Origin of the sequence: Rhizorhabdus argentea (assembly GCF_037861105.1) — a bacterium.
GTDB classification, from domain to species: Bacteria; Pseudomonadota; Alphaproteobacteria; order Sphingomonadales; family Sphingomonadaceae; genus Rhizorhabdus; species Rhizorhabdus argentea.
The window spans coordinates 232,358-257,550 of record NZ_JBANFK010000002.1; the positions used below are offsets into that span (position 1 = coordinate 232,358).

Below are 25,193 nucleotides of genomic sequence, written 5' to 3' on the forward strand. Positions count from 1 at the left end.
GACGTGGGCCGGTGTGCCGGGTTTGTATCGCGTCCCGACTGACGCTCTACTCTTCGAACAGCGCGCGTTCCTGATCGAAAAGGGCGACAATATGATCGGCCATCGCGCGAACCACGGGCTCGCTGCGATCGCGGCGCCTGGTTAGCAGCCACCCGTCGCGCGAGGGCGGCGCCTGCTCCATGTGGCAGGGGCGCAACGTGGTTTCCACACGACCGATATAATGCGGGAGCAGCGCGATGCCGGTGCCAGCGCGCGCTGCAATGGCTTGAGCAAACTGGTTGCTGGCGCGAAAGGCCAGTCTTGCACGTGGGAAGTGGCGGGCGAGCCAGGCAGCTTCGGGAACATGCCTGTCGGCTTCGTCAAAACCGATGAAAATGGGATCGCCTCCATCTTCGACGCGTTCGCAAGCGGCCGGCGTTCCATAAAAGCCGTAGCCGATCCGTACCAGCGGTCGCGCAATGATGTCACCGTCCTCGGGACGGCTCAGTCGGATGGCGATGTCGGCCTCGTGACGCTCGAGGCTGATCGTACGGACGTCTGTCGCAAGATTGATATCCAGGCCAGGATATACTTCCGTCAGGCTGACCAGCCGCCCCGCGAGAAAACCATGGGCGAGCGCGGGAGAGGCGTTGATCCGGACCAGGCCGCGCGGCGTGCTATCCGCCGCATACCGCCCAATCGTCCGCGCAGCGGCCTCCATGTCGCTTGCTGCTGTCAGAACATCGCCGCCCGCCGCCGTCAACACATAGCCATCTGGGCGCCGCTCCACGAGTTTGCTGCCCGCGCTGCTTTCCAGCGCCCGGATTCTCCGCGCGATCGTCGCGTGATTGACGCCCAAGGCCCGCGCCGCGGCCGACAAGCTGCCATGGCGTGCGAGGGTGAGGAAGAAGCGAAGATCCTGCCAGTCTAGCTCTGTGCGTTTTCTATCAGCCATTGTGAAATCATAGCGAATTTTCGCCCATCTGGAAACGCCCTAGCTGTGGCTGGTCAAACAGCAGCGAAGGGAAGATCAACATGTCGCAAGAACGTAAAGTGGCCATCGTGACGGGAGCGTCGCAAGGGCTCGGCGCCGGCATCGTCCAGGCCTTCCGCGCGCGCGATTATCGCGTGGTCGCCACGTCACGTTCGATCCAGCCGTCCGATGATCCCGACCTCCTGACCATAGCGGGCGATATCGGTATCTCTGCAACGGGGAGGAAGGTCGTCGATGCCGCGTTGAAAGCTTTCGGGCGTGTCGATACCCTGGTCAACAATGCCGGCATCTTCATCGCGAGCCCCTTCACCGAATATTCGGAGGAGCAATATCGCGCCAAGCTGTCCACCAACCTCGACGGCTTCTTTTTCATCACCCAGCGCGCAATCGCTGCGATGGAGAAGCAGGGCAGCGGCCATGTCGTTCAGATCACCACCACGCTCGCCGAACAGGCCGATGGGCGGGTGCCTTCGGTGATCGCCGCGCTAACCAAGGGCGGTCTCAATGCGGCCACACGCAGCCTCGCGATCGAATATGCCAAGCGCGGCATTCGCGTGAATGCCGTGTCGCCTGGGATCATCAAGACGCCGATGCATTCTCCCAACACGTACGACGCCCTTGCGGCACTCCATCCCGTCAATCGGATGGGGGAGATCGAGGATATCGTGAAGGCAATTCTCTACTTGGAGGATGCTGGCTTCGTGACGGGTGAGATCCTTCACGTCGACGGCGGTCAGAGCGCCGGACACTGATGACAGGAGGAGGGAAGCGATGCCCATCGTGACCATTCAAGTGACCCGCGAGGGCACGGCAAAGGGTACTGACCGCACCACTGCGGAGCAGAAGGACTTGCTCTACAAAGGTGTCTCGGATCTACTTCGGGAGGTGCTGGGAAAAGATCCCAACGATACTTTCGTCATATTCCAGGAGATCGAGCTGGAAGATTGGGGACGCGGCGGCCTCTCCGTCCCAGACTATCGGGCAGGAGGTCATCGGCCCTGAGATTAGCGCCCGTTGGATCAACTTATTCGATGCCTTAGACTGGAGAATGGATATGACCGCAATGACCCTCGGTTTTCACCATGTGGGACTTACCGTACCCGATGTGGAGACCGCACGAGCATTCTTCTGCGATACGCTCGGCTGGCACGTCGCGGGTCAGGTGCCGAGTTATCCGGCAGTGTTCGTGTCCGACGGGACGGCCCTGCTGACGTTATGGCGGATCGTCGATCCAACGCATGCTGTCCATTTTGATCGCAAGATGAATATCGGGCTCCATCATCTGGCACTTGGCGTCGCGGACGATGCTGCGCTCGATATGCTCTACGACAAAGTGCGCCATCATCCCGGCGTCGAAATAGAATTCGCTCCGGGGCCGGTACGCGAGGGATCGCAGGCTCGCCATTTCATCTGTGCGATTCCCGGCGGCGTGAGAGTGGAGTTCGCGACACCGCGAACGTGATCAGCGGAAAAATGCCCGCCGGCGAACGGCTGTTTCCAAGAAGTGAGAGCACCAATATAATAGTTAGTCGAGGTTTTCTGATTTACGCGATCGCCAACAGCTAAAACGTCGCCTCGCCCAACGTGATCTCCACGGCGAGCGCCCAGACGACCGTGCAATCAAATCACGGATCACGGATCGCGATGGCCAGATCAGGCAGCTTGCGCTTCGGAATACGACCCCCGGAGGTTTAGCGATTAAAAACCAAACACCAACAGCTGAATGGATGGGAGATTTCTGATTGTCGGTATCGGCGCAGAATGTCCGATATGAGGCGCGTAGCCGACCGGCGGCTGCCGACCAACTTACGCCGTTTGGCCTCGGCTGCTGGAACGGCGCCTCATGCCAAAACCGGTTATTCGCACGTTCGACGCCTTCCAGGCAGCAAGACGCCTCAATTCAGCGGTTCGACTGGTCTGCCGCCGATCCCAAAAGCGGTCGCTCCGGGACACGCCTCACTCATTCGGGCTCGACGCTAGAGCAAGGTGACGGGGGCGCCTGCCAGCGCGCGCAGTTTCGGCGTTGCGGACATTGAAAGCTCCAGGAGATATCGCTGCTGAAACGCATCCCATCGATCGGGCCGATGGGCGAACCACCTACGCAATTCGGTGCTCGGCGCTACCTCCTTGAGCCACAGGTCGAGAGCCGCCTCGGCCTTGCTTTTGCCCCTCGGCCAAAGCCGATCCACCAGCACGCGCAGACCATCATCATCCGCCCTGGCCTCGTAGATCCGCTTGATTCGAACCATTTTATCCAACTCTGTCATCTTCAGCCGCCGCCATCTTTGGTCGGACATTCCATCGGCGCATCGGTCGGCATTCACGACCTGCGGGGCGCATGGCTCGTCGGGAAGCCAAAGCTCAGGCTCGAGAATGTCGTTTCGAAATCCGTTTCCGCCGAACTTGGCTGAACTCTCGTCCATATGACATTGAGCAGCCAGGAGTCGCCGGATGGCATGGTGAATATGGCTCGTCCGGCTCGGTCCGTGACCCGCGTCTCAAACGGGGTGGCGTCGTCCTCCAGACGGGTCAGCTTCACAAGGGCTCCCGTCAGCGGCCGGCCCTGATAGAAAACCCGCACGGGGAAGCTCGTCGAGGCTGGCGTCGCATAGGGGCTGCGATCGGGCACGATCTCGAGCGGCAAGCCCACCGGATGCGTGACCTGTTGTTGGCCGGCCAGCTCCGCCTGGCCGACCTGCAGGAGCGATTTCGCGCAACGACTGTAATTCTCCGATCCATCCCGATCCATTCGACCCAGACGGGTGCGTTGCCGGAGCGCTGGTGTCAGGCCCTCGGCCTTGAGATAATCGTTGAACCGGAGCGACGGCAGATGCGTCTGGGCGCCATCGTCGGTCTGAAGGACGATGACATGGGCGCCGGGCTTTCGGAGAACGAAGTCGCCGTCCTCCGACGTCCCGCCCAACTGCAACCCTCCCTTCAGATCGATTTTCTTCCCGTCGGGGCCAAAGGCTTCGAACCGGAGGATCCGGGCCAGTGGAATGGGCGAGCGCTGCCGGGCAGGGCCATGCCCCACCTGCAAGGTCATGGCGGTAACGGCCGTCGGCGAAATCCAATAGGCGTTCGGCTGAACCCAGAAGTCGTGCGCGCTGACCGATGTGCCAGCACAGGCCAGCACCGACATGAGCATCCGGGCAAGTCTCCTCCGTTCCGGCCGGTTTGACTGATCCTGATCCATAGTGGCTCCTATTCGAGATGATCGGGAAGATATCCCGGGGTGACGGACAGGAAGGGGAGGGCCCCAGCGAGGACAGCGATCGCGATGAGCCAACTCGACGCCACCTTGACCGCGATCGCTCCGCGCCGCGCGATCAGCCAGCGGGCCGGGAGCATCAGGAGTAGGGCGGCGAGCGCCTTCAAAATGTCGGGCGGGCTCCCAGCCAGCCCCACCACGGCGCTGGCCCAAAGGCCGGCATTGATCGAGAGCGTCACGCTGCCGGCCAACCCAAGGCCGCGCGGCAAATGGACCGCCGCGGCGGTCCCCGCCATGCTTGTCCAGCATCCCAGGAAGGCGATCTCCAGCCAATCGCGCGGCGGCGGCATCCAGGACAGCGCAGCAAGCGTCCCGGCGAGCGCGACGAGGCTCCAAATCCGGATCCGCGGCGCCTCGAAAGCAAGAGCGAGGGCAAGCGATGCGAGCAGCAAGGCGGGCGGCAGAGCGCCGCCTCTCATGGCGAAACCGCCACATATAAGAACCAGCACCCGGTGACCGCGATCAGGCCACCCGCCACGCGGGTCACAACGACGCCCCAATGATAGCGGTTCAATGCTCCAATGCCGATACCCAGCACGTGCAGCAGCCCCGTCCCCAGAACGAAGCCCGCGCTATAGGCGACGGGATCCGCGGCGGATGGCAGCTCCTTGCCATGTGCATAGCCGTGGAACAGCGCGAAGATGGCCACGATGAGAGCCGCCGCCCAGACCGGCGCCTTGATCGCCAGCGCGATGCAGGCGCCGAGAACCAGGACAGATAGCGCGATTCCCGTCTCTACCGGCGGCAGCGGCACCCCCACCATCCCGATCACGGCCCCTCCGGCCATGACCGCGGGGAAGATCACCGGGAGGACATAGATCAACGGCCGACCGAGAAATGCGCCCCAAAGGCCTACGGAAACCATGGCCAGCAGATGATCGGAGCCGCTCAGCGGATGCAGGAAGCCCGATGCAAAACCGCCGGGCAGTCCGGTTCCCGCATGCGCCTCGGCGGACCCCGGCACCAGCGCGATGACGCTCGCCATGGCAGTCGCGATCAGCGCTCTGCCATCTCGATCGAGCGGCGCCATCGTCAATGGTCGACGCCATGCGGATCGGGGGGGGCGAGAAACGGAAAGACCGCCGCCGAGGGTGGGTGTTCATCACCGCGCAGCCCGTCCCACGGGGTATCTTGTGTGGTGCCGGTGACGAGCAGCGAGCGCCACATATTGGGCATGTCCAGGACCGGAGACCGCCCACCGCAATCGCGACCATAAGCGTCCAGCCGCGCTAGGGCGGCAAGCTCCACGGCAAATAACTGATCGCAGACGGGCGCGGCGCTGTTGACCCACAGCCTGTCGTCGGCGAACATCCGGGCAAGCGCCTGATAGCGCGCAGGCGAGGCCGATGCCTTGTCCGCGAGCAGCTGATTGCCGCACTTGCCGTCGAGGCTGTCCTGAAAGGCCAGCGACTTTTCGATCAGCGCCGCATAATGCGGCTCGCCGGCCTTGCCGACGCTATTGAACGCCTCCCGTTCGGCTCCGCTCGGCTCGTCGGCCGAGAATGGGGCATCGCCCAGCAGCGTATTCGCCACAAATGGCCGCGCCATCCGGTCGAGCACCCGGTTCGAGGTCGATGTCACTCCCCACACTGCCAGGATCGGGCCGCCCCGCGACACGACGACGAGGTCAACCGAGATCACGATCGCCGAGGCCGTCCAGTTGGCCAGCAGGTTGGTTCCGGGGCCACCGTCCGTATGCCGCCATTGCTCGGCGACCTCGCGAACGGTAGCGGGATCGAGCAGCGCGCACCCCGCTCCGTCGACGGCGGTCGCGCCGGTCTTTACCGCAGCGGCCGCTGCGCCATAGGCCCCCATCGAACCCTTGATGTTGTTGTAGAACGGGTCATCCCGTAATCCGGCGAAGACGCGGAATCGGTGATGGCGACCGGCGATGCCATCCGTTTTGCTGGCATCCCCTCGCACCGAATCCACGGTGCCCAGTCGGCAGTCCGCCAATTTCGGCTCTGGAAAGCTGCACGTGATCGTCGTGGATGCGGTCGTGCGACCGAAAGCCTTGCCGCTGTCGATATGGAACCCATAGCGGAGCCTGTCCGAAAAGCTGTGACCGACCACGGTCATGACCAGATTCAAGCGATGCTCCGCCGGCGTCGTCCATGCGTAGATGTCGGCTATGTCCGCCTGGGGGTTGGCCGTCATGGCCGGGGAATCGAAGTGATCCGAACTCCAGGCCGGCGCGGTGCCGCCAACGGCCATGGCTATTCCCAGGACCGCGGCCACCACAAGCCTGGCGAGCGATGATCGTTGTTGCTGCATGTGAGCGTTCCCTTCCGTGGCATTCGCTAGCCGAGCCCCGTGGTCGGTGGGGGTTAGGCCGGAAGGGGAGGCTTGATCTATTGCACGAAGGTTTCGCCAATACCTTCGTACAATAACCGCAGTTTGGAAGGGCCGCGGCCACCAAATTGAATCAGCGAGGAATCTCAGCCACGCCTCTGCTTTCGGCTCGAAGTGGATCGATCGACCTCCACGGTGATTTTGTCAGCAGATGGGTCGAGCGTAGGCAAACAAGCGCGCGGTAGCTTTTTTGAGAGCAAGTCTGTGTCCGCGTTTTTTGTCGGAACGTCTCGTTGCTCGCCGGCCCGCTATCTTAGGGCTTTGTCGGGTTTCCCGTTCAGGGGGCGTGCCGGAAATCGTTATGTGGGCCGTTCGCCGCCGATGGTCGACGCATCCTTGGCTGCGCGAGGCAGCCGGAAGCCGAACGTCGCACCCGCCCCCTCATTGTTCGTTGCCCACAACTGGCCTTCGTGGCTCTCGACGATCGAGCGGCTGATCGAAAGACCGACCCCCATGCCGTGTGCCTTGGTAGTGTAGAACGGGTCGAACAGCCTTTCGAGGGCGGCTTCATCCAATCCGACGCCGGAGTCCTGAACTATGAGCTGGACATTCCCGTCGTCTAGCAGCTCTGTTCGAACCTGCAGCGCCTTCGACCGATCCTCGATGCCGGCCATGGCGTCGGCCGCATTCAGGAGCAGATTCAGGATGACCTGCTGAAGTTGGACGCGATCGCCTACAACATGAGGAAGGTCCTCCGCGAGATACGTGTGCAGCACGACCCGGCCACGCTGCAGCTCGCCCGATGAAAGGGCGATGAGCTCCCGGGCCGTGTCGTTCAGGTCTATCATATCCTTGGTGGGTGCGCTCTTGGCGAACATCGCTCGCAGACGCTTGATGACCTCCGTGGCACGATTGGCGTCTCTGATCGTCCTCTTCGCTGTCTCGGCGACGCCGGCGAGATTGGGCGGGTCGGCAGCGAGCATCCTGAGACCGGTGCTGGCATTGGTCAGAATTCCCGATAGCGGCTGACTGACTTCGTGCGCGATGGAAGCGGTCATCGCGTTCAGCGTCGCGACCCGGGCGACGTGGGCCAACTCCGATCGAACTTGATTGAGCGCCTCTTCCGCCAGTTTATTCGCCGTGATGTCCTGAACAGCACCCATGATCTTCGGCCGTCCCGCATCATAACCCATCAAGCGGGCGACCCGCCGCAAATGCTTTACTCCGGCTCCTGGCGTGACGATGCGGAACGTGAAGTCGGAATCGAGGCCCTCCATTCCACGCCGAAACTCGGTATCGAAGAACTCCAGGTCATCAGCATGAACGCGGTCGCGGACAGCCTGGGCCTTTGGGCGCGTGGTGGGATTAATTTCAAAGATGCGGTAGAATTCATCCGACCAGTGATGCTGATCCAGCTGGATGTCCGCGGTGAAGCTGCCTGTCTTGCTGAGGCGTTCGCCTTGGGAGAGTTGGGCCAGGGCCGCCCGCAGCTCCCCTTCACTTGCCAGCAGCGCGGCGTCAGCCTGAACCCGATCAATTGCGATCCCGGCAATCTTCGTGAAGCGATCGACGAGTTCTTGGTCCCGGGACGTCGGGCCAACGGGTTGGTGCCGATAGATTGCGAATGTACCGGAGGCTTCGCCCGAACTGGATGTGATTGGCATGGCCCAGCAAGAGGCGAAGCCGATGGACTTCATCAAATGTGACCACGCCGATCCTGCCCAGCGCGAATCGTGAACGAGGTCAGCAGAGATGACAGGAGTTTTATCGGTTATCGCCAGCGAATATGGATTGTCATTCTGATCGATAAAGCGGCCATCAAGGAGATCACTATAACCGGCCGGCATGCTGGAGCCGGCGCCGACCTGAAAGTAATTCCTGTCCGGCCCGACGGTGAGAATGCTGCAAAAGCAATTGCCGCACAGATCCTCGATAACCCGACTGATGGTATCAAGAATTTGTGGTAGCGGCTTATCTCGCGCCACCATCTCGAGCAGCTTTACTTCAGCGGCCAGCAGATTTTCTGCATGTTTTAGGTCGTCGACGTCAAGCTGGAGTGACACATAACGGACAACGTTGCCATGCGCGTCACGACAGGGCGCCGCCATCGCACGCAGCCAGCGATACTCCCCTTTCTGCAGCATGCGATGATGCAGGTCGTAGTCTTTCCCCTTTTTCAGCAGCCGCTCGACCGCATCGTAGACGGTCGCCTGGTCATCGGGATGGATTGCCCCGGAAGTTGTCCACTGCTGCAACTCTTCGAGCGTCATATCGTAATCGGCGAGAGCTTGGCGGTTGCTGAATTCCGTAACGCCCGCCGGACTCACAAACCCCACCTGGATCGGCAACATATCCATGAAGCGGCACAAACGGGCATCAGGCTCCATCGGAGTCTCGTCGGCAACCAGGGCAAGCCAACACCATCGTTGCTGCGTGCCGGCTCCTTCTCGAAAGGGCGAAGGGCGTAGTGTGAGCCAGCGATACTCCCCGTCGAACCTTCGAAGTCGGCCATCTAGCTCCCTGACCTCGCCCGTTTCCTTGATGAGCTCCCAGGATTCCATGAACGACGTCAGGTCGTCGGGGTGAATGGCGGTCTTCCATCCGTGGTCGACCGCTTCATCCAGAGCTAGGCCTGTATACTCGCGCCAGATGCGGTTGACGAAGTCACACCTGCCGTCGGCCTGGGTGGTCCAGACCAATCCGGGAAGGGCATCCACCAACATTCCGATGTCGATATCCGAATTCGCATTTCCGTCATCATGCATGGTTGCCGTGCCTCCGCCGCCCACCAAGCCTTAAGTACATCGCGTTGTCGATGCCACGCCCGGGACACGAAGCGTTCACGAGCCGTTTTTTTGCCGTCTCCTACCTCGAACTGAGGTTCACTACCGCCCGCGCACGACAAGTGAGCGCGGGAACAGGCAAAATTCTCAATTGGAAGACGAACTAACACTAACGTGCTATAGCCCAGCCGGACGAGTACCGAATACCTTTAAGATCGCTTGGCAACCTACGGCGGGGGCGCGGCATGATCACGAGCGCATCAAAACGCATTTGGTATTCGTTATGCCATGTTGCAGTGCTCGCGCTCGTAATGCCGAGCATGGCACATGCACAACCGATGTCGGACATCACCGAGATCGTGGTAACGGCCCAGAAGCAGGAGCAGGCCACGAATACGGTCAGCATGTCTATCACGACTGCAACCGGTGACTTGCTTCAAGCGCGCGGAATCAACGGGGTTGCAGATCTGACGCGGCTCGTTCCTGGCCTCACCATCCAGTATAGTGCATTTAACTCGACCTCATTCACCCTTCGGGGAGTCGGTTTCTTCAACAGTGACCTGGCCACGCCGGCTGCGGTGACCGTTTATGTCGACGAGGCGCCGCTGCCCTATCCGGCCATGACGAAGCTCGCCGCCTTCGATCTGGCACGTGTCGAGGTCCTTAAAGGGCCGCAGGGAACGCTGTTCGGCGAAAATGCTACCGGAGGTGCGGTAAACTATATCGCCGCCCGGCCTCCCACATCCTTTGCCGCTGGAGTTGACGCGAGTTACGGCAATTTCAACCGTTGGCAGATCGGCGGCTTCGTTGGCGGACCGCTCAATGATCGTCTGAGCTTCCGCGTCGCATTGCAGGGCCGCCACGGCGACCGGTGGCAGCGAAGCATTACGCGGCCGGGTGATCGTCTGGGCCGGGTCGAAGAGCTGCAGGCGCGAGCAACGCTCGATTGGCATCCGAGCCCATCAGTCGACTCGCGGCTCACCCTGACAGTGACGCATGACGGGTCCGACAGCGAAGCCGCCCAGTTTATCAGCCCCCACATCACCATTCCGGCCTTGTCGCCCGGGTTGGCGGCCTTTCCCATCGTCACGCGCCCTCGTGCCGCCGATTGGGCGCCCCTTGTTCAAGGTTCCAACAAGAGCTTCCCCTATGCCAGCAATACCAATTTCTATCAGTTCAGTTGGAGAAACGACCTGCGGCTCAATAGCGGCGTCACCCTCACGTCGCTGACCTCTGCCGCCCGGTTCCGCATGAATTATGGACAGGACCCGGACGGCACGCCGTTTCACAACACGGAAATTGTCGATCGTGGTGGCAAAGTGTCCTCCTATTTCGAGGAATTGCGCGCAACCGCGTTGATCGGCGGACTGCTCTGGCTGATCGGCGGGAATGTCGAGCATGAGACCACAAGCGACAATCCTGTGGATTTCACCACGGACAATAGCGTCAGCCATATTCTGCAGGCCGTGGACCCGCTGGCGATCGCCGACTCGACGATGTTCACAAGCCATCTTCGATCGAGCACCTTTGCCGCCTTCGGGCGGCTTCAATATAGCGTCAGCGACCGGCTCAGTGTCGAGGGCGCGGTGCGCTACAACGAGGACGAGCGGACGTTCGACAACTGCGCTATCGCTACGACCGATCCCTTCGCGCGGTTCTGGAATATTTTTCGTGGCGGAGCACAGCCGCCAACCCGGATTGGCGACTGCTACGTCATCGATACGGCCAACGGGCAACAGCCCGTGGGCAACGTCCACAGCAGGTTGAATCAGGACAGCGTGTCGTGGCGGATCGGCGTGGACTGGACCCAGCGTCCGGGCTTCTTGCTCTACGCCAATATCAGCAAGGGCTATAAGGCGGGAGCCGTGCCCGTCCTTGGAGCCGCCACCGTCTCGCAGTTCACGCCGGTGCGGCAAGAATCGCTCCTCGCATATGAGATCGGCACCAAGGCCAGCATGTTCGACCGCCATCTGCAGATCAATGCAGCTGGCTTCTATTATGTTTACAGGGGCAAGCAGCTGCGAGGCGCGGAGTTGGACCCGAGCTTCGGACCGCTCGAAGCTCTGGTCTCGATCCCGCGATCGCACGTCGTGGGAGCGGAAGCTCAGCTCATGGCGAGACCAATTGAAGGCCTGACCCTCGATACGTCGGCCACCTATGTCCACACGAACATTGACCGCTTCACCGGCTTTGATGGCCTTGCCAATTTTGCGGATCAATCAGGCACGCCGTTTCCATTTTCACCAACTTGGCAATCGATCACCAATTTGGACTACGAGTTTCCGGTGCCGGGGGAGCTCAGGGCGTTCGTAGGTGGTTCGCTTACCTTCAATAGCAAGACCTATGCCGGCATCGGGGCACTCAAGATCATGCAGATCGATGCGTATGCGCTGCTCGATCTGCGTGTCGGCGTGAAGTCTGGCAACGGGCGATACCGTCTGTGGATCTGGGGCAAGAATGTGACCGACAAATATTATTGGACGAACGTCTTCGCGGGCGGGGATGCGATCTCCCGTTTTGTCGGGCAACCCGCTACCTACGGAGTAAGTGCATCGACGCGGCTGTGAGGGACACTTGGCGGAAGGACCGGAGCGCCAAGTTCAAACTGGGCCGGAGCGAGCCGAAGGCGTCCTCGGCGGATGCCTGTGAAACGGGCGATGATCGATACGATCGAAGGGGAGCCTGCCGACGCCAAACCGCATGATCCACCAAAATGCGCGACAATTGATGGCCCTCCGACCTGGCGGCTTTCAAGCAGCCTATGACACCAAGGTCTGATTGCCGACCGATTTTCACCCTCCTAACCTGCTCGAGCCGAAGATGGTCCAACGAGGGAGGTGCCGGCGGATGTGTACGCTGCCGACCGCTTTCACCAGCAAGGATCTGGTGGCGCCGCGGGGGGCAGCCTCGCGGATTAGCTACGTAGATATTGTCGTGACTGGGCGGATGACAGAGCGCGCCCACGTCGCATGCGGCCGCAGTTTTTTCCGTAGCGGCACCATCGGTTCAGACTTCCTGTACGCACTACCTCCTTCGCGCGCTGGCCCGATATCCCGGCCGCACGGTCGGTGCGGGACGCCGGCCGCTGCGGCTTTGGGTGGGGATCGCATCACGGGGAATGGGGAATGGTGAACCGGGGCCTTTTATCGATCGTCGACGATGACGAATCGATACGCGAATCCCTGCCTGACCTGCTCCGTTCGTTCGGATTCGAGGTCGCGGCTTTCTCTTCTGCGGAGGAGTTCCTCGCGTCGGGCGCACCTGACCGGACGGGGTGCCTTCTCCTGGACGTTGCGATGCCCGGTATGTCGGGACCTGCGCTGCAGTTGGAGCTCGTTCGGCGGAAGATGCCCATTCCAATCGTCTTCATCACGTCTCTTTCAGACGAGGCCGTGAGGTCGAGCGTCCTCGCGCTTGGGGCTGTTGCCTACCTGCTCAAACCGTTCAGCGAGATTGCGCTTCTGGAGGCCGTGAACGCCGCGCTCGCCAAATCGTGAGGAGAAAGCCATGCATTTTCTTGCGAACGAGGATATTCTGGCATCGAGCCATTCGATGAGGATGTCCGTAATGCCGGACCGCGCATCAACCGTGTTCATCGTCGATGACGACATATCGGTACGTGAGTCACTCGAGGCTCTCATGCAAGCGGTGGGCTGGGAAGCGCGGACCTTTGCCTCGGCGCAGGATTTCCTGAGCTGCCCAGCCTCACTAGGCCCCTCGTGTCTCGTGCTCGATGTGAGTTTGCCCGGTCTCAGCGGTCTCGACCTGCAGACCCGCCTTGTCCGGGAGCGTGGCGACATGCCGATCATCTTCATCACCGGATACGGCGACGTGCCGATGTCGGTTCGGGCCATGAAGGCGGGTGCCGTCGAGTTTCTCACAAAGCCTGTCAGCGACGACGCGTTGCTGGCCGCCGTCGAGGGTGCGATCGAACGCAGCCGCGAGGCACTCGGCCAGGCTGCCGAGCTGCGGGTTATGCGCGAATGCCACGATTCCCTCAGCCCGAGGGAAAAGGAAGTCATGGCTCTGGTGGTGTCCGGGCTGCTGAACAAGCAAGTCGGCTTCGAACTCGGCATCAGCGAGATTACCGTAAAGGTCCATCGTGGACGGGTGATGGGGAAGATGCGGGTCCGCTCGCTTGCGGAGTTGGTGCGGATGAGTGTTAGACTTCGACTGGGCGATCCACCTGAACAGATCTGACAATCGTGGCCGCGCGAATGCCGCAACGGTTAGAGGAATGGTTTCGGTGAATGATCTGCTCGTTGCAACGGAGCGAAGCCGATGAGGCCGGCTGAAGTCGAGCGCCAAAAACGCGCCGCCGCCGAAGCCGCCGTAGCCGAGATCGAGGACGGCATGATGATCGGATTGGGCACGGGCAGCACCATAGACTATGCTATCGCGGAGTTGGCTCGCCGCTCTCGAGAGGGCCTGCGAGTAGTGGCCGTGGCGACGTCCAATCGCACAGATCGAGCCGCAAGGGCGGCGGGCATCACGCTGGTCGCATTCGACCGGATGGACCGGGTTGACCTTGCGATTGATGGGGTCGACGAGATCGATGGTTCCTTTCAGGCGATCAAGGGTGCCGGCGGTGCGATGCTCCGCGAAAAGATCGTTGCGAGCGCCGCCGATCGGATGATCGCCATCGCCGATGTGTCAAAAAAGGTCGATCGTCTCGGCGCGGCGCCCGTTCCCGTAGAGGTAGTTCCCTTTGGGCACGGCTTTGTCTTGGCTGCGCTGCGGACGATCGGGGCCGTACCGCGGCTGCGTGGAGGCAGGAACAAACCCTACCGTACCGATCAAGGCAATCTGGTGATCGATTGCGCGTTCGGCAGGATCGACGATCCCTCGAACCTCGCGGCTACCCTGTCCTCTATCCCTGGTCTGCTCGGCCATGGAATTTTTAGGGAAGAAATCGACACACTTTTCCTTGGCGTCACCGACGGCGTGATCCGTTCGGACAGGCCGGCGCGAGCATGAGCCGCGCGCTCAAAATCGCTCCATCGCTGCTGGCGGCGGATTTCGCCCGCCTCGGCGACGAGGTGCGCACGGTCGACTTGGCTGGCGCAGACTGGATCCATGTCGACATCATGGATGGCCGTTTCGTGCCCGAAATGTCCTTCGGGCCCGCAATCGTGAAGGCAATCCGGCGCAGCACCAACAAGCCGCTCAATGTGCACCTGATGGTTGTCGAGCCCGAACGGTTGCTCGAACGCTACCGCGATGCCGGCGCCGATCACCTCCTGGTCCAGGCCGAGCCGGGTTCGACCGTCCACTTGCATCGCGTGCTCAGTACCGTCCGCGAGCTCGGTTGCCGGCCGGGGGTAGTAATCGATCCGGCGACGCCGATCGCCTGGATCGAGCATGTCCTGCACCTGGTCGACGTCATATTGGTGATGACGGTGAATCCGGGCTTCGGTGGCCAGGCTTTCCTCCCCGAGATGTTGCCGAAGATCGCCGCCTTGCGCCGCCTGTGCAATGAGCGCGGCCTCGATCCGCACATCGAGGTGGATGGCGGGCAAGGCACGGAAACCGTGCGTAGCTCGGTCGAGGCCGGCGCCGACGTGATCGTCGCCGGCACCGCCATTTTCGGGATGAACGACTATGCTGCGGCGATCCTCGCAATGCGATCGGCGGCGCAGGAAACTCCCCGTTAGCACCGACCGCTATCGCGCGGCTGCCAGCTCGATGGAATGTCCACGACGTGCCACCCGTATCGGGAGAATCTCCCCCACGGTGCTCGCAAAGCGTTCGGCGTCAGTCGCGCGAAATTGGCCCGAGACGCGCATCCCGGCGGCGGTGGGATCGTGGATGACGATCTGGTCGCGCCCATAGCGATTGAACATCGCCGCCGCCTGGTCGAGCGGCGTGTCGTCGAGGTCGAGAAGGCCGCGGCGCCAAGCGGGCTCGTCCTGCCCGTTTGAGGCTTCTAGCGATCGGACCGATGCCGCGCCGTCTTTCTCGGTAAATTGCTGCCCGGGGGTCAGGACGACGGTCCGCGCCCCGCTTCCGAGCGGTTCGACCGCAACCTTTCCTCGAAGCAGGGCTACCCGCAAGGCGTCGGCACCAAGATCGACTTCGAAGCGCGTGCCGAGCGCCACGACCCGCCGGCTCGCCGCGGTCACGTCAAAGGGTCGCGTCTGATCCTTGGCCACATCAAAAAATCCGCGCCCGCGGAGCAGCCGGATGGCGCGCCGTCCGTCGGCGAAACGGGCCTCAGCACTGCTGTCCGCGTCAAGTGTCATCGTACTACCGTCTGGGAGCTTGATGTCCCGGACCTGACCATGCGCCGATACGTATTGCGTCCACGCCACCTGGATCCCCCCGGAGCCTCGCCCGGTCACGATCGAGCGGAGTGACGGAAGGAGCAGAACGCTTGCGGTGACAAACAGCAGGAGGGTGGCCGCGACGGCAACACCCCGCTGCCAGCCTGTCCGGCGCTCCGGTCGAACCTGACGTGCATGGGCGCGCATGGCTGTCAGTATCTCGTCGTTGTCCGCGCCATCGAGGCTGCGCCAGGCGCCTTCGGCACGATCGAGCGCCTGGGCATGCCGCGGGTCCTCAGCCAGCCAATCGGTAAGCAGATTCTGCTCGCTGGCAGTCAGGCCATCCACCCGGTGCGTGACGAAATAGGCGGCGACCTCGTCGGGCGCCATCGCGCGCAAGCGCCCGCCGGTGAGCGCCTCACGAAGCATCGCGTTTTTCCATTTCCGTACTGAGATGGTGGACGGCCCGGATCATGTGCTTTTCGACCGCACTGATCGAAATACCCAACTGCGAGGCGATTTCTTTGTGGCTGCAGCCTTCGAGCCGTCGCAAGACAAAGACCGTACGCGTCCGCTCGGGCAACGAGAGCAGCGCGGCGGTCGCCGCGTGCAGATTCTCCTTTCCGCGCAAGATCCGCTCGGGGTCGATCCCCTCGTCCCCGTGCTGCTCCACGTCCAGAACGACATGCAGGTCTGCGTGGCGGACCGCGCGACGGCGAGCGCGGTCTGCGAGGACGCTCGTCGCCGTCCGGAGGATATAGCCGCCGAGATGCCCGATGGGCTCGACGCTGTCCCGGGCGACGACGCGGGTGAAAACGTCCTGGACGAGGTCGTCCACTTCATCATGATTTCGTATGTGCCGTCGAAAATAGGCGGTGAGCCAGCGCCGCACCGGTCCGGCCGCGTCGGCAAGTGTCGTGCAATTGCTGTTCGACTCACCGCTTCCCATCCATTGCTTTACTCTCACAAGTTTACGTCGAACGCCAAGCGGGAGACGACATCATCCTGATCGAACATCGGTCATCATCGTCCGGTCCCGCGGTTGATGGAATTGGTCTAGGCGAATTGTACGATAGTATCATTGATACGTTCGTACAGTAGAGCTTCCCAACCTTCCTGGTCAGATTGTCCGCAACCTCGAAGTTCGAGGCCTCATGCTGTCGGTAAACCGAAGCGCACTCGGATTTGGCTTCGTCGAATCCGGCGGCGTACGAGCTGCAGAAAATGCCGGGGAAGCTCATGACAACCAAGGAACATGCCATGTTGGAACTGTCTGATCGCAAAGGCAGAAGTCTCGAGGACGAAGGCGCGTGGCTCATGTTTCATGAGCTGAACCACCGGGTCGGAAACGAACTCATGGTGGCTTTGGCAGCACTGCGCATAGCGCGGCGAGCGTTCGACGATATGTCGGATCCAACGGCGATGCTCGACCAGGCCATTGCCCGGTTCGAGAAGTTCGAGGAGGTCCATTATATCCTCAACCCGGCGCGTGCGCATGGGACCCTCAATCAAAGGCTCGAGACGCTTTGCCTGGCGAAGGCTGAGACGATCGCGGCGCCACGGGGCATACATCTTACCTTGGGGGCCGATGATGTCATCGTCGACGAAAAGACCGCCTGGACGATCTGCGTGGTTGTTTCCGAATTGCTGACCAACGTTTTCAAACATGCCTTTGCCGACGGACGCCCGGGTCTTGTCGTGGTAAGTCTTCGCGCGACTGAGGATAAGCTCATCGTGTCGGTTGCGGACAACGGCGTCGGCGTTGTGGCCGCTCCTGCACAACGGACCAGCGGCGGCGGCTGGAGCATCATCGCCAAGCTTGCGCAGCGGCTCGAAGGCACAGTCAATCGTCGAAGCGGGCCGACGGGCACGGAGGTCATTTTCCAGATTCCTCTTCGGCACAGCATGCAATGATCGGGCGCGCGCTCAATGCAGTGCTGACGCCAATCGACGTCAACCAGCCCGACGGCGGCTACCGCGATTGGTATGAAGGTCGTGCGCCTCACACGCTGCCGGCTCGCGCCGCGCGTGAGGGCTAATCACAGCGTAATGTCGAGACCGGATCGCTCGCAGGATAGGATCCGTCGAGCGCCACATCCAGCTGAACCTCGATCGCAGCTCGGTCATCACGCCCCGCTTCGCTGTGAAGCGTGCTCTCCGGCATATCCGACGCAAGCAATACCTCGGCGCTCCTTGCGCCGCGCTTGCCTGTTCTGGCCTGCATTTCGCTGCTCCCGTCCATTGCGTCTATGCGATGCTGCGTCGGGTTGCCTCGAACAGAAACCAGATCCGCCGCTCGGCTTCGTCGATCCAGACCTCGAGCAAGCTGGCCGTCGCCACGTCCCGCTCTTCCTCGCACAGATCGTGCACCGCGCGCATGGCGGCGGCAACCTGCATATTGTCCTCCCGAAGTTCGCTCAGCATATCTTCTGGCGTAACGAAATCCGCATTATTGTCCGCGAGGCGCTGCAAACGCGCGATCTGGCCGATCGACCGTATCGTCGTCGCGCCGATCTTGCGACCGCGCTCGGCAATGGCATCGAGCGTATCGAAAATTTGTGCCGCCTGCTCATCCAGCATCAAGTGAAAGTCGCGAAAATGCGGCCCCGACATGTGCCAATGAAAATTCTTGGTCTTCACGTAGAGCGCGAACGCGTCCGCCAGGAGCGTCGTCAAGGCGGCGCCGATGTCGAGCGTTGAGTTCGCCCCGAGGACTGTAGGCGTATGCAGTGGCGCGGCGCGCCGCAATCTGACCTGCTCTTCGTTCACGATCATTCTCCTCTTCGGCTCGACCATCTGGCCGATCTCAAATTTGGCTTGGGCGACCTCGTTTCGGCCGTCAGGCATCTCCGCTCGAAATTTACGGACCTGCGGTGTTGGACATTCGCTTTCAGGGTCGTTCCCGCTGATCACCGCGTATCGTTGCCATATGCGGAGGGGGAAGCGCTTGTCGCGTGGGTGATCGCAACCTTCTCGGGCAGCGGAATATCGATGAACGCCTGACCATTGATGGCCGGAATGATCCTTATCATGCGATGACCATCTGTCGCGGCTGGACGCCCGCTGGACGCTGCAACTTGAACGTCAACATGGGCATTTACGGCTGGTGAAAGGCTTTGCGCCAAGATCGCGGACGCGCAGGAGCCCAGGGCGATCACGAAACTCATACGCGCGGCCCCCGCCCAGGGTTTGGAAACAAAGTTCTGCAAACGCATCGGTACCTCCTCTTGGCTTGGATCGGACTTCCTCGGCGGGGCAGCGCCTTTGATTGGCAGTGTCACGGCATCGTCAGCCGGCCCCGCGCGCGACTACCGAGGTTCATTGCCTCGCGCCGTCCTCAGCGCAGCGATTGAAAACTTGCGCGAAGTTCCTCGCAAAAGGCTTGCGGCTGTTCCCATGCGGCGAAATGGCCGCCCCGCTCCATCCGGTTATAGTGAATGAGCCTGGGGTAGGCCTTCTCGCTCCAGCTGCGCGGCGCCGTGTAGATCTCGTCCGGAAAGGCGGACACCGCGACCGGAATGTCGAGATGCTTGGGTGCGAAGAAAGCGAGCTTGCTTTCCCAATAGAGCCGCGCCGACGAAACCGCCGTATTGGTCAGCCAGTAGAGCGTGACGTTGTCGAGGACATCGTCCTGGCTCAACCCTTCCGGTTTTCCGCTGAACACACGCCGAATGAGTTCATAGCTCCGGGTGTCATGGTCAAGCATCCACGCAGCGAGGCCAATGGGAGAATCCTCGAGCGCATAGAGCGTCTGCGGGCGGTTTCCCATTTCCTGGGCGTACGCCAACCCATGTTTGTAGAAGAAGGCCAGCTGATCGAACGCATATGTCTCCTCAGCCGACAGCCCGGCAGGCGCCGGGCCGCCGGACTGGAGGATCGCCGCGATGTCGTCCGGTACCGTGGCCGGCATATTGGTATGGATCGCCAGCAGCTCAGCCGGCTTCTTCACCGCCATCTGCTCGGTGACGGCATTACCCCAGTCGCCGCCCTGCGCGACATAGCGCGTATAGCCTAGGCGCTGCATCAATATGATCCAGGCGCCGGCAACCCGGATCGGGTCCCACCCTCTCGTCCGCGGCTTTGACGAAAAACCATGCCCCGGCAGCGAAGGGATTATGACGTCGAACGCGTCGGCGGCGGTCCCGCCAAAAGCCGTTGGATCTGTCAGCGGCTCGATGACTTTCATCTGCTCGATGATCGAGCCCGGCCAGCCATGCGTGATGACGACCGGCAGCGCCTTCTTGTGCTTCGACCGGACGTGGATGAAGTGAATGTCCTCGCCATCGATCTCGGTGACGAATTGCGGTAGCGCGTTCAGTCTCGCTTCGACACGCCGCCAATCATAGCTGCTCTGCCAAGCACGGGCGAGCTGGCGCATCGTCGACAGCTGCACGCCTTGCGACGCGTCCGCGACAATCTCCTGGTCCGGCCATTTGGTCGCGGCAACCCGCGTCCGGAGATCCTCCAAAGCTGCGTCTGATGCGCGGAAATGGAATGGCCGGATCGACGGATCGCCGGTCGCCCCGGCTGCGACAGAAGCGCCGAACAGCGCCGCAGTTGCCAATCCGGGGCTCGGCGCCCTGTTTCGAGTGATCGACGCCATTTGGGCCGGCGCCGCGGCAGCGGGCAGTACCGCTCCAACCGTACCAGCTACCGCGGACCTGATCAGGAAATCGCGCCTGCCGATCGGCGAATGGATTCTGGACATGGCCAATTCTCCTTATGCGGAAACTTTCCGTTCCCTCACGGGTGGCTGAGAAGAGGGGGACGCGGACGGAGGGGAGAGGGGGCGGGCCCGTCCGCGTCCCTGGGCTCGGTAAAGCGATCACCCGCTGTCCGAACCCAAGACAAAATCCATCTTTCAAAAGTATCTGCAGATTTTCGATCACCCGCGTCAGTACTGTACCCCGACTCGTAAATTTCCATCATTAACTGTTACATACCAATTTGGATATCGAAGCAGCCGGTGGCTATTGTACTAAGGTGTGGGGATACTTTGGTACAATGGCTCGCCGCGAGTCGATACCAACGTGCAATTGGCATCTTCGACATTTGGTTCATCTTCCGCCCGAGCCGACAGTCCTGTTGCGTTGCCGTGGTCGGCCATCGCGGTGGAGCGTGAGGAGAAGGCGCATGCATCAGCTGTCGAGTGAGGACCGGTTTTCGAAGGCCGTGCCGATCGACGGAGGCTGGGCAGCCGGGCGCAAAGTCGCACCCGACAGTCGTCCGGCTGCATTCTATGCCGCTATCCGCGAGCGGACCAATCTCCTGGCCTCCCGCCTGAGCGATGGTGACGCCACTGCGCAGTCGATGCCCGATGCCAGCCCTGCCAAATGGCATCTCGCTCACAGCTCCTGGTTTTTCGAGGCGTTTATCCTCGAGCCGCGTCTGCCCGGATACCGGACGTTCGACCGCAACTTCGGAACCCTGTTCAATTCCTATTATGAGTCGTTTGGCGAGCGCCATTCGCGTGCGCAGCGCGGCCTACTGACACGCCCTTCGCTGGAAGTGATCCTAGCCTACCGGTCCCATGTCGATCGCGGTATCGAAACCCTCTGCACAGAAGGGCTGGACGTTCGGCTCGCCGGTCTTCTGGCGTTGGGGTGCCACCATGAGCAGCAGCATCAGGAATTGTTGCTGACGGACATATTGCATCTCTTCGCGAGTAATCCGATGAAGCCGGTCTTTGACGATCGGTTGCCCGTCGCCGTGCGCCGTGTCAGACCCATCCCCGTCCGCTTCATCGCCTTTTCCGGGGGCTGCTCCGAAATCGGGCATGCGGGCGAAGGCTTTGGCTTCGACTGCGAGGGGCCTCGCCACCGGGTGTGGCTGGAAGATTATCGACTCGCCGATCGCCTTGTGACCAATCGAGAATGGGCGGAGTTCATCGTCGACGGGGGATATCGCGAGCCGTTGCTATGGCTGTCCGAGGGCTGGGCCGCGGTCCAGGCGCGACAATGGGATGCACCGCATTATTGGGAGAAGGCCGCCGACGGCTGGACCACCATGACCCTGGCGGGGCCGCGTCCGGTCGATCCTGACTCACCCGTTGCGCATGTCAGCCTGTTCGAGGCGGATGCCTTCGCCCGATGGTCGGGCAAGCGTCTGCCTACCGAATTCGAATGGGAAAACGCTGCGCCATCGGTGCCCGCGACGGGCAATTTTGCCGAAGCCGGCTTTCTGGCGCCGCAACCTCTCGGCAACAGCGAAGGGTCTCTTCGTCAAATGTTCGGCGATGTCTGGGAATGGACCTCAAGCGCCTTCGCGCCCTATCCGCGGTTTCAGCCGGCCGCCGGCGCGGTCGGGGAATATAATGGAAAATTCATGTCGGGTCAGTTCGTGCTGCGCGGCGGTTCGTGCGCGACGCCCGCCGGACATGTCCGGCCAAGCTACCGGAACTTCTTTCCCGCCGATGCCCGTTGGCAATTCTCCGGCGTGCGGCTTGCCGAGGACGGATGATGCCGTCGGTTGACCTGCAGCCGGGCGGGAGCGCCGAGCGAATGGCGCTGAGCTTCTTTGCCCGAAAAGCCGAGATTGTCGCCCCCGGGCTGATCGGGGTGATGCTTATGGTCGACCATGTCGGCGGGATGATCGTCGAGACCGAGGCCTATGATGCAGATGACCCAGCGTCGCATTGCTTCCGCGGCCCGACCCGCCGGAACGCCACCATGTTCGGGCCGCCGGGCCATGCCTATGTCTATCGAAGCCATGGGATTCACTGGTGCCTGAACTTCGTCTGCCTTCCCGGCAGTGGAGTCCTCATCCGGGCGCTGGAGCCCGGCGTCCGCCTCGACCTTATGGCCGAACGCCGTGGTGTCGCCGCAACGCGTCTTCTTTGCTCCGGACCTGGCCGACTTTGCCAGGCACTCGGGGTCGATGGCCAGTTCGATGGGACCCCGCTCGACCAGGCGCCGTTCGAACTGCGGGACGACGGGGAGGCGCGCACGGTCACCGCTGGTCCACGGATCGGAATCAATCGCGGTGTGGAAACCCCGTGGCGCTTCTGCCTGACCGGATCGCGCTTCCTCAGTCGGCCCGTCTGAGTGGTTGTAAGTCCCTGGCGGTGAACGCCTCGATGATGCTGGCCTAAGGCGATCCGCGGGCGCTTTGTTCGACACGAAATTGCAGAGGTGAAAAATGCCGAGGTCATCGACGGGAATCTGGCTGCTGCTGTGCCTGACGCTATCGGGTTGCGGCGACCATCATGTCTACTCTTCCATCTGTGGCATGGGGCCTGGTTTTCGCGGTTGGGAGGGTACCGAGGTGCGTATGAGCGCGATGCTGATGCCGCCTGACGGGCATCACGCGACGCCGGCCATTGCCGACGTGCGGTGTGAGCGCGCTGTCCGCGCCGCCTGGCCGCAGGGTGCCTATTCCATCGCGCGCGCCTTCGGCGCGCGGCGGCGAGACGGCCAACAGGCAATCATCACGGCAAAGATCTTCGTGGCACCGGATGACAAGCGATGGCTATCCGTCTCTAGGATCGGCCATATCATCATCACCCCAGAGATGCCGGCGGCAGAGGAACGGGCGGTCTTCCTGCGCATGGAAGAGGACGGGAACGCCTGCCACTGTCCGGATCGAGGGTCGCGTGACACTTCCTGAAACGCGGCAGCGCGGTGACTTGCGAAAGGGGAGCCTGCGCATCGTGGCTGCCCGCGCGTTGCGGCCCTGTGGCCTGGATCGCGCGCCTGTCTAACCTGCACTGATCCTCTCCACGAGATGGGCGCGCGACGCGCCGGGATCGAACCCGTCGCCGAAATATTGCGTTTCCCGGACCACCGATCCGCCGCTGAACTCCATGATGCTGACCACATAGGATGGCTTGCCGTCATAGCTGAGGATGAATTCGGTGATCCATAGCTCGCCCGCGCCGATGATTCGCCGCACCGAAAAGCGCTTGTTGTTCGGCTGTACGCGCCGGCTCTCCTGGATATTGGCGCGGCCTCTGATTCTCTCGCCGGATTGCGGATATTCCAGCACCGCGTCCTCGCGGTAGATCGCATGTTCGGCCTCGAAATCACTCGCATCCGAGGCGGCCCAATGTCGCTTTAGCGCCGAGCGCGCATCTCCGTCATCCATTGCAGCCTTCCGTTCACATTGCTTGCCGTCTGGCAAAGCATTTAATTCAAAGTCCAGGTCAAATGCCCTGTTATACCGAGTAATGAGTTTCATGTATCTACATCATCGTATAATAGTGTTACTGTAGTGTGGTATATTTTTGTATATGATCCTTCCGTATAATTGCCACATTGTATAAATTTAGCTTTCTTCACTGCGCAAGAAAATCCGCAGGTGACTGATGATCACCTGTGATTGGGGTTTAAAAGCGGAGTGTCTTATGGCGAGCTCTATAAAGAAATACGGCAGCGCGACATCGCTTGGAACGCAGTCGCTAGTCTGGCTGGTCGTGGGCCTGTTTTTCATCTGGGGCGGCGCGACCAGCCTGAACGACGTGCTAATACCTAAGCTGAAGGGGCTGTTCTCGCTCAGCTACGCCGAGGTGATGCTGACCCAGTTCGCCTTTTTCGCCGCCTATTTTCTGGTGTCGGTCCCCGCCGGGACGCTGATCTCGCGCCTGGGCTATGTCCGCGGCTTGGTCGTGGGCCTTGGCATCATGGCCTTTGGCGCGCTGTTGTTCTGGCCGGCCTCCGGTTCGGGCGCCTATTGGCCGTTCCTGATCGCACTCTTCGTCCTGGCGGGAGGCATCACCATCCTGCAAGTTGCGGCCAACCCCCTCATCGCGACACTGGGGGATGCTTCCAGTGCGAGCAGTCGCCTGACCTTCGCGCAAGCGTTCAATTCGCTCGGGACGACGATCTGGCCATATATAGGCGCGCAACTGATCTTGCAGACAGCCGTCGGCGTGAATCCGGCCAGCCTGTCGGGGGCGGAGGCTGCTGCCGCGCGCAGCGCCGAGACCGCGATCGTCAGCCACATCTATCTCGGGATTGCGGTCGTGCTGGCTCTGGTCGCGCTGATCTTCTGGGCGTGTCGCAACCAGCTGCCGACCGAAAAGCCCGAGGAGGTAGGCTTCTTCGACAGCCTGAGCCTGCTGAAACAGCCGCGCATCCTGTTCGGCGCGAGTGCCCTGTTTGTCTATGTCGGCGCCGAGGTCTCGATCGGCAGCGTCCTGGTCAGCTATCTGCAGGAGCCCGGCACCTTGGCGCTGTCCGCCCAGACTGCTGGGGAGCGCCTGTCCTTCTACTGGGGCGGTGCCATGGTCGGGCGGTTCGCCGGCGCGTGGCTGCTAAGGCAGTTCGTGCCCGGAAAGCTTCTCTCGGGCTTCGCGCTCTGCGCCGGCCTGCTGGTGCTGCTTTCGATGGGCACCACGGGCATGATCGCCGGCTGGTCGCTGATCGCCGTCGGCCTGTTCAACTCGATCATGTTCCCGACCATCTTCTCACTATCTCTGGAAGGGCAGGGCGCGAAGACGCCCGAAGCATCGGGCCTGCTCTGCATGGCCATTGTCGGCGGCGCGATCGTCCCGCTCATCACTGGCGGTCTCGCCGACGCGACGACGATCTCCGCCGCGTTGATCATCCCGGTCGCCTGCTACGCGCTCATCGCCGCCTTTGGCTGGTCCGCCCGCAAGACCGTGGAGCTTTGAG

26 protein-coding genes are annotated in these 25,193 nt (G+C 61.8%); 13 read left to right on the plus strand and 13 right to left on the minus strand.

Going from position 1 to position 25,193, the window contains the following annotated elements; translation table 11 throughout:
• Positions 1 to 46: 46 nt before the first annotated feature.
• A complete protein-coding gene (locus tag AAC645_RS02545) occupies positions 47 to 934 on the minus strand; it encodes a LysR family transcriptional regulator (protein ID WP_340313596.1) in 888 nt (295 codons plus the stop codon).
• Positions 935 to 1,014: 80 nt separating this feature from the next.
• Between AAC645_RS02545 and AAC645_RS02550 the strand changes: the two genes are divergently transcribed.
• Genes AAC645_RS02550 through AAC645_RS02560 form a run of 3 tightly spaced genes read left to right on the plus strand, consistent with a single transcriptional unit; the run spans position 1,015 to position 2,435 of the window.
• The gene (locus AAC645_RS02550) at positions 1,015 to 1,725 is read left to right on the plus strand and encodes an SDR family NAD(P)-dependent oxidoreductase (protein ID WP_340313597.1); all 711 of its coding nucleotides are present in this window, start codon (positions 1,015 to 1,017) and stop codon (positions 1,723 to 1,725) included.
• 19 nt (positions 1,726 to 1,744) lie between these two features.
• Positions 1,745 to 1,975 (plus strand): tautomerase family protein, encoded by a 231-nt coding sequence (locus tag AAC645_RS02555; RefSeq protein WP_340313598.1) that lies wholly within the window; start codon positions 1,745 to 1,747, stop codon positions 1,973 to 1,975.
• 52 nt (positions 1,976 to 2,027) lie between these two features.
• Positions 2,028 to 2,435, plus strand: a complete 408-nt coding sequence (locus AAC645_RS02560) for a VOC family protein (RefSeq protein ID WP_340313599.1) — start codon at positions 2,028 to 2,030, stop codon at positions 2,433 to 2,435.
• A 514-nt stretch (positions 2,436 to 2,949) separates the two neighbouring features.
• Here the strand turns inward: AAC645_RS02560 and AAC645_RS02565 are convergent.
• The 6 genes from AAC645_RS02565 to AAC645_RS02590 all read right to left on the minus strand — a co-directional run bounded on the left by AAC645_RS02565 (position 2,950) and on the right by AAC645_RS02590 (position 9,301).
• Positions 2,950 to 3,297 carry a DUF488 domain-containing protein gene (locus tag AAC645_RS02565; RefSeq protein ID WP_422785785.1) on the minus strand — a complete coding sequence of 116 codons (348 nt, stop codon included), beginning with the start codon at positions 3,295 to 3,297 and terminating at the stop codon, positions 2,950 to 2,952.
• The gene (locus tag AAC645_RS02570) at positions 3,294 to 4,169 is read right to left on the minus strand and encodes a DUF4198 domain-containing protein (RefSeq protein ID WP_340313601.1); all 876 of its coding nucleotides are present in this window, start codon (positions 4,167 to 4,169) and stop codon (positions 3,294 to 3,296) included. Before AAC645_RS02570 ends, AAC645_RS02565 begins: the two co-directional genes overlap by 4 nt.
• 8 nt (positions 4,170 to 4,177) lie before the next feature.
• Entirely contained in the window at positions 4,178 to 4,663 is a 486-nt protein-coding gene (locus tag AAC645_RS02575) for a hypothetical protein (RefSeq protein ID WP_340313602.1), read from the minus strand.
• Positions 4,660 to 5,274: a HupE/UreJ family protein gene (locus AAC645_RS02580; RefSeq protein ID WP_340313690.1), complete on the minus strand. Its 615-nt coding sequence runs from the start codon at positions 5,272 to 5,274 to the stop codon at positions 4,660 to 4,662. Before AAC645_RS02580 ends, AAC645_RS02575 begins: the two co-directional genes overlap by 4 nt.
• Before the next feature lie 2 nt (positions 5,275 to 5,276).
• Positions 5,277 to 6,518, minus strand: coding sequence for a hypothetical protein (locus tag AAC645_RS02585; protein ID WP_340313603.1), 1,242 nt, complete (start codon positions 6,516 to 6,518; stop codon positions 5,277 to 5,279).
• Positions 6,519 to 6,895: 377 nt separating this feature from the next.
• The gene (locus tag AAC645_RS02590; protein WP_340313605.1) at positions 6,896 to 9,301 is read right to left on the minus strand and encodes a PAS domain-containing protein; all 2,406 of its coding nucleotides are present in this window, start codon (positions 9,299 to 9,301) and stop codon (positions 6,896 to 6,898) included.
• A 263-nt stretch (positions 9,302 to 9,564) separates the two neighbouring features.
• Between AAC645_RS02590 and AAC645_RS02595 the strand changes: the two genes are divergently transcribed.
• The 5 genes from AAC645_RS02595 (at position 9,565) to rpe (ending at position 14,973) form a co-directional block, all read left to right on the plus strand.
• Positions 9,565 to 11,886: a TonB-dependent receptor gene (locus AAC645_RS02595; protein WP_340313606.1), complete on the plus strand. Its 2,322-nt coding sequence runs from the start codon at positions 9,565 to 9,567 to the stop codon at positions 11,884 to 11,886.
• Positions 11,887 to 12,444: 558 nt separating this feature from the next.
• On the plus strand, positions 12,445 to 12,816 hold the full coding sequence (locus tag AAC645_RS02600; protein WP_340313607.1) for a response regulator transcription factor: 372 nt from the start codon (positions 12,445 to 12,447) through the stop codon (positions 12,814 to 12,816).
• 70 nt (positions 12,817 to 12,886) lie between these two features.
• Positions 12,887 to 13,519, plus strand: a complete 633-nt coding sequence (locus AAC645_RS02605; RefSeq protein WP_340313608.1) for a response regulator transcription factor — start codon at positions 12,887 to 12,889, stop codon at positions 13,517 to 13,519.
• A gap of 81 nt (positions 13,520 to 13,600) precedes the next feature.
• Positions 13,601 to 14,296: a ribose-5-phosphate isomerase RpiA gene (gene rpiA, locus AAC645_RS02610; protein ID WP_340313609.1), complete on the plus strand. Its 696-nt coding sequence runs from the start codon at positions 13,601 to 13,603 to the stop codon at positions 14,294 to 14,296.
• The gene (gene rpe, locus AAC645_RS02615; RefSeq protein WP_340313610.1) at positions 14,293 to 14,973 is read left to right on the plus strand and encodes a ribulose-phosphate 3-epimerase; all 681 of its coding nucleotides are present in this window, start codon (positions 14,293 to 14,295) and stop codon (positions 14,971 to 14,973) included. Before rpiA ends, rpe begins: the two co-directional genes overlap by 4 nt.
• Positions 14,974 to 14,982: 9 nt before the next feature.
• Here rpe and AAC645_RS02620 read toward each other — a convergent pair whose 3' ends face one another.
• Together AAC645_RS02620 and AAC645_RS02625 are read right to left on the minus strand one after the other, a co-directional pair.
• Positions 14,983 to 15,972: a FecR family protein gene (locus AAC645_RS02620; RefSeq protein ID WP_340313611.1), complete on the minus strand. Its 990-nt coding sequence runs from the start codon at positions 15,970 to 15,972 to the stop codon at positions 14,983 to 14,985.
• Between the two features lie 28 nt (positions 15,973 to 16,000).
• Positions 16,001 to 16,531 (minus strand): RNA polymerase sigma factor, encoded by a 531-nt coding sequence (locus AAC645_RS02625; RefSeq protein ID WP_340313612.1) that lies wholly within the window; start codon positions 16,529 to 16,531, stop codon positions 16,001 to 16,003.
• 290 nt (positions 16,532 to 16,821) lie between these two features.
• Here AAC645_RS02625 and AAC645_RS02630 point away from each other — a divergent pair, with 290 nt between their 5' ends.
• A complete protein-coding gene (locus AAC645_RS02630) occupies positions 16,822 to 17,496 on the plus strand; it encodes a sensor histidine kinase (RefSeq protein WP_340313613.1) in 675 nt (224 codons plus the stop codon).
• Positions 17,497 to 17,829: 333 nt separating this feature from the next.
• On the opposite strand, the gene AAC645_RS02635 is transcribed toward AAC645_RS02630, so the two are convergent.
• The 3 genes from AAC645_RS02635 to AAC645_RS02645 form a co-directional block, all read right to left on the minus strand.
• A complete protein-coding gene (locus AAC645_RS02635; protein ID WP_422785786.1) occupies positions 17,830 to 18,495 on the minus strand; it encodes a Dps family protein in 666 nt (221 codons plus the stop codon).
• On the minus strand, positions 18,492 to 18,797 hold the full coding sequence (locus AAC645_RS02640) for a hypothetical protein (protein ID WP_340313614.1): 306 nt from the start codon (positions 18,795 to 18,797) through the stop codon (positions 18,492 to 18,494). Before AAC645_RS02640 ends, AAC645_RS02635 begins: the two co-directional genes overlap by 4 nt.
• A 122-nt stretch (positions 18,798 to 18,919) precedes the next feature.
• Positions 18,920 to 20,290, minus strand: a complete 1,371-nt coding sequence (locus AAC645_RS02645; RefSeq protein WP_340313616.1) for an epoxide hydrolase family protein — start codon at positions 20,288 to 20,290, stop codon at positions 18,920 to 18,922.
• A gap of 425 nt (positions 20,291 to 20,715) precedes the next feature.
• On the opposite strand from AAC645_RS02645, the gene egtB reads away from it, so the two are divergent.
• The 3 genes from egtB (at position 20,716) to AAC645_RS02660 (ending at position 23,187) form a co-directional block, all read left to right on the plus strand.
• Positions 20,716 to 22,041 (plus strand): ergothioneine biosynthesis protein EgtB, encoded by a 1,326-nt coding sequence (egtB, locus tag AAC645_RS02650; RefSeq protein WP_340313617.1) that lies wholly within the window; start codon positions 20,716 to 20,718, stop codon positions 22,039 to 22,041.
• On the plus strand, positions 22,038 to 22,625 hold the full coding sequence (locus AAC645_RS02655; protein ID WP_340313618.1) for a DNA-3-methyladenine glycosylase: 588 nt from the start codon (positions 22,038 to 22,040) through the stop codon (positions 22,623 to 22,625). Before egtB ends, AAC645_RS02655 begins: the two co-directional genes overlap by 4 nt.
• Before the next feature lie 226 nt (positions 22,626 to 22,851).
• Positions 22,852 to 23,187: a hypothetical protein gene (locus AAC645_RS02660; RefSeq protein WP_340313619.1), complete on the plus strand. Its 336-nt coding sequence runs from the start codon at positions 22,852 to 22,854 to the stop codon at positions 23,185 to 23,187.
• Between the two features lie 90 nt (positions 23,188 to 23,277).
• Here AAC645_RS02660 and AAC645_RS02665 read toward each other — a convergent pair whose 3' ends face one another.
• A complete protein-coding gene (locus AAC645_RS02665; RefSeq protein WP_340313620.1) occupies positions 23,278 to 23,664 on the minus strand; it encodes a nuclear transport factor 2 family protein in 387 nt (128 codons plus the stop codon).
• A 259-nt stretch (positions 23,665 to 23,923) separates the two neighbouring features.
• Here AAC645_RS02665 and AAC645_RS02670 point away from each other — a divergent pair, with 259 nt between their 5' ends.
• On the plus strand, positions 23,924 to 25,192 hold the full coding sequence (locus AAC645_RS02670) for a sugar MFS transporter (RefSeq protein WP_340313621.1): 1,269 nt from the start codon (positions 23,924 to 23,926) through the stop codon (positions 25,190 to 25,192).
• Position 25,193 lies beyond the last annotated feature (1 nt).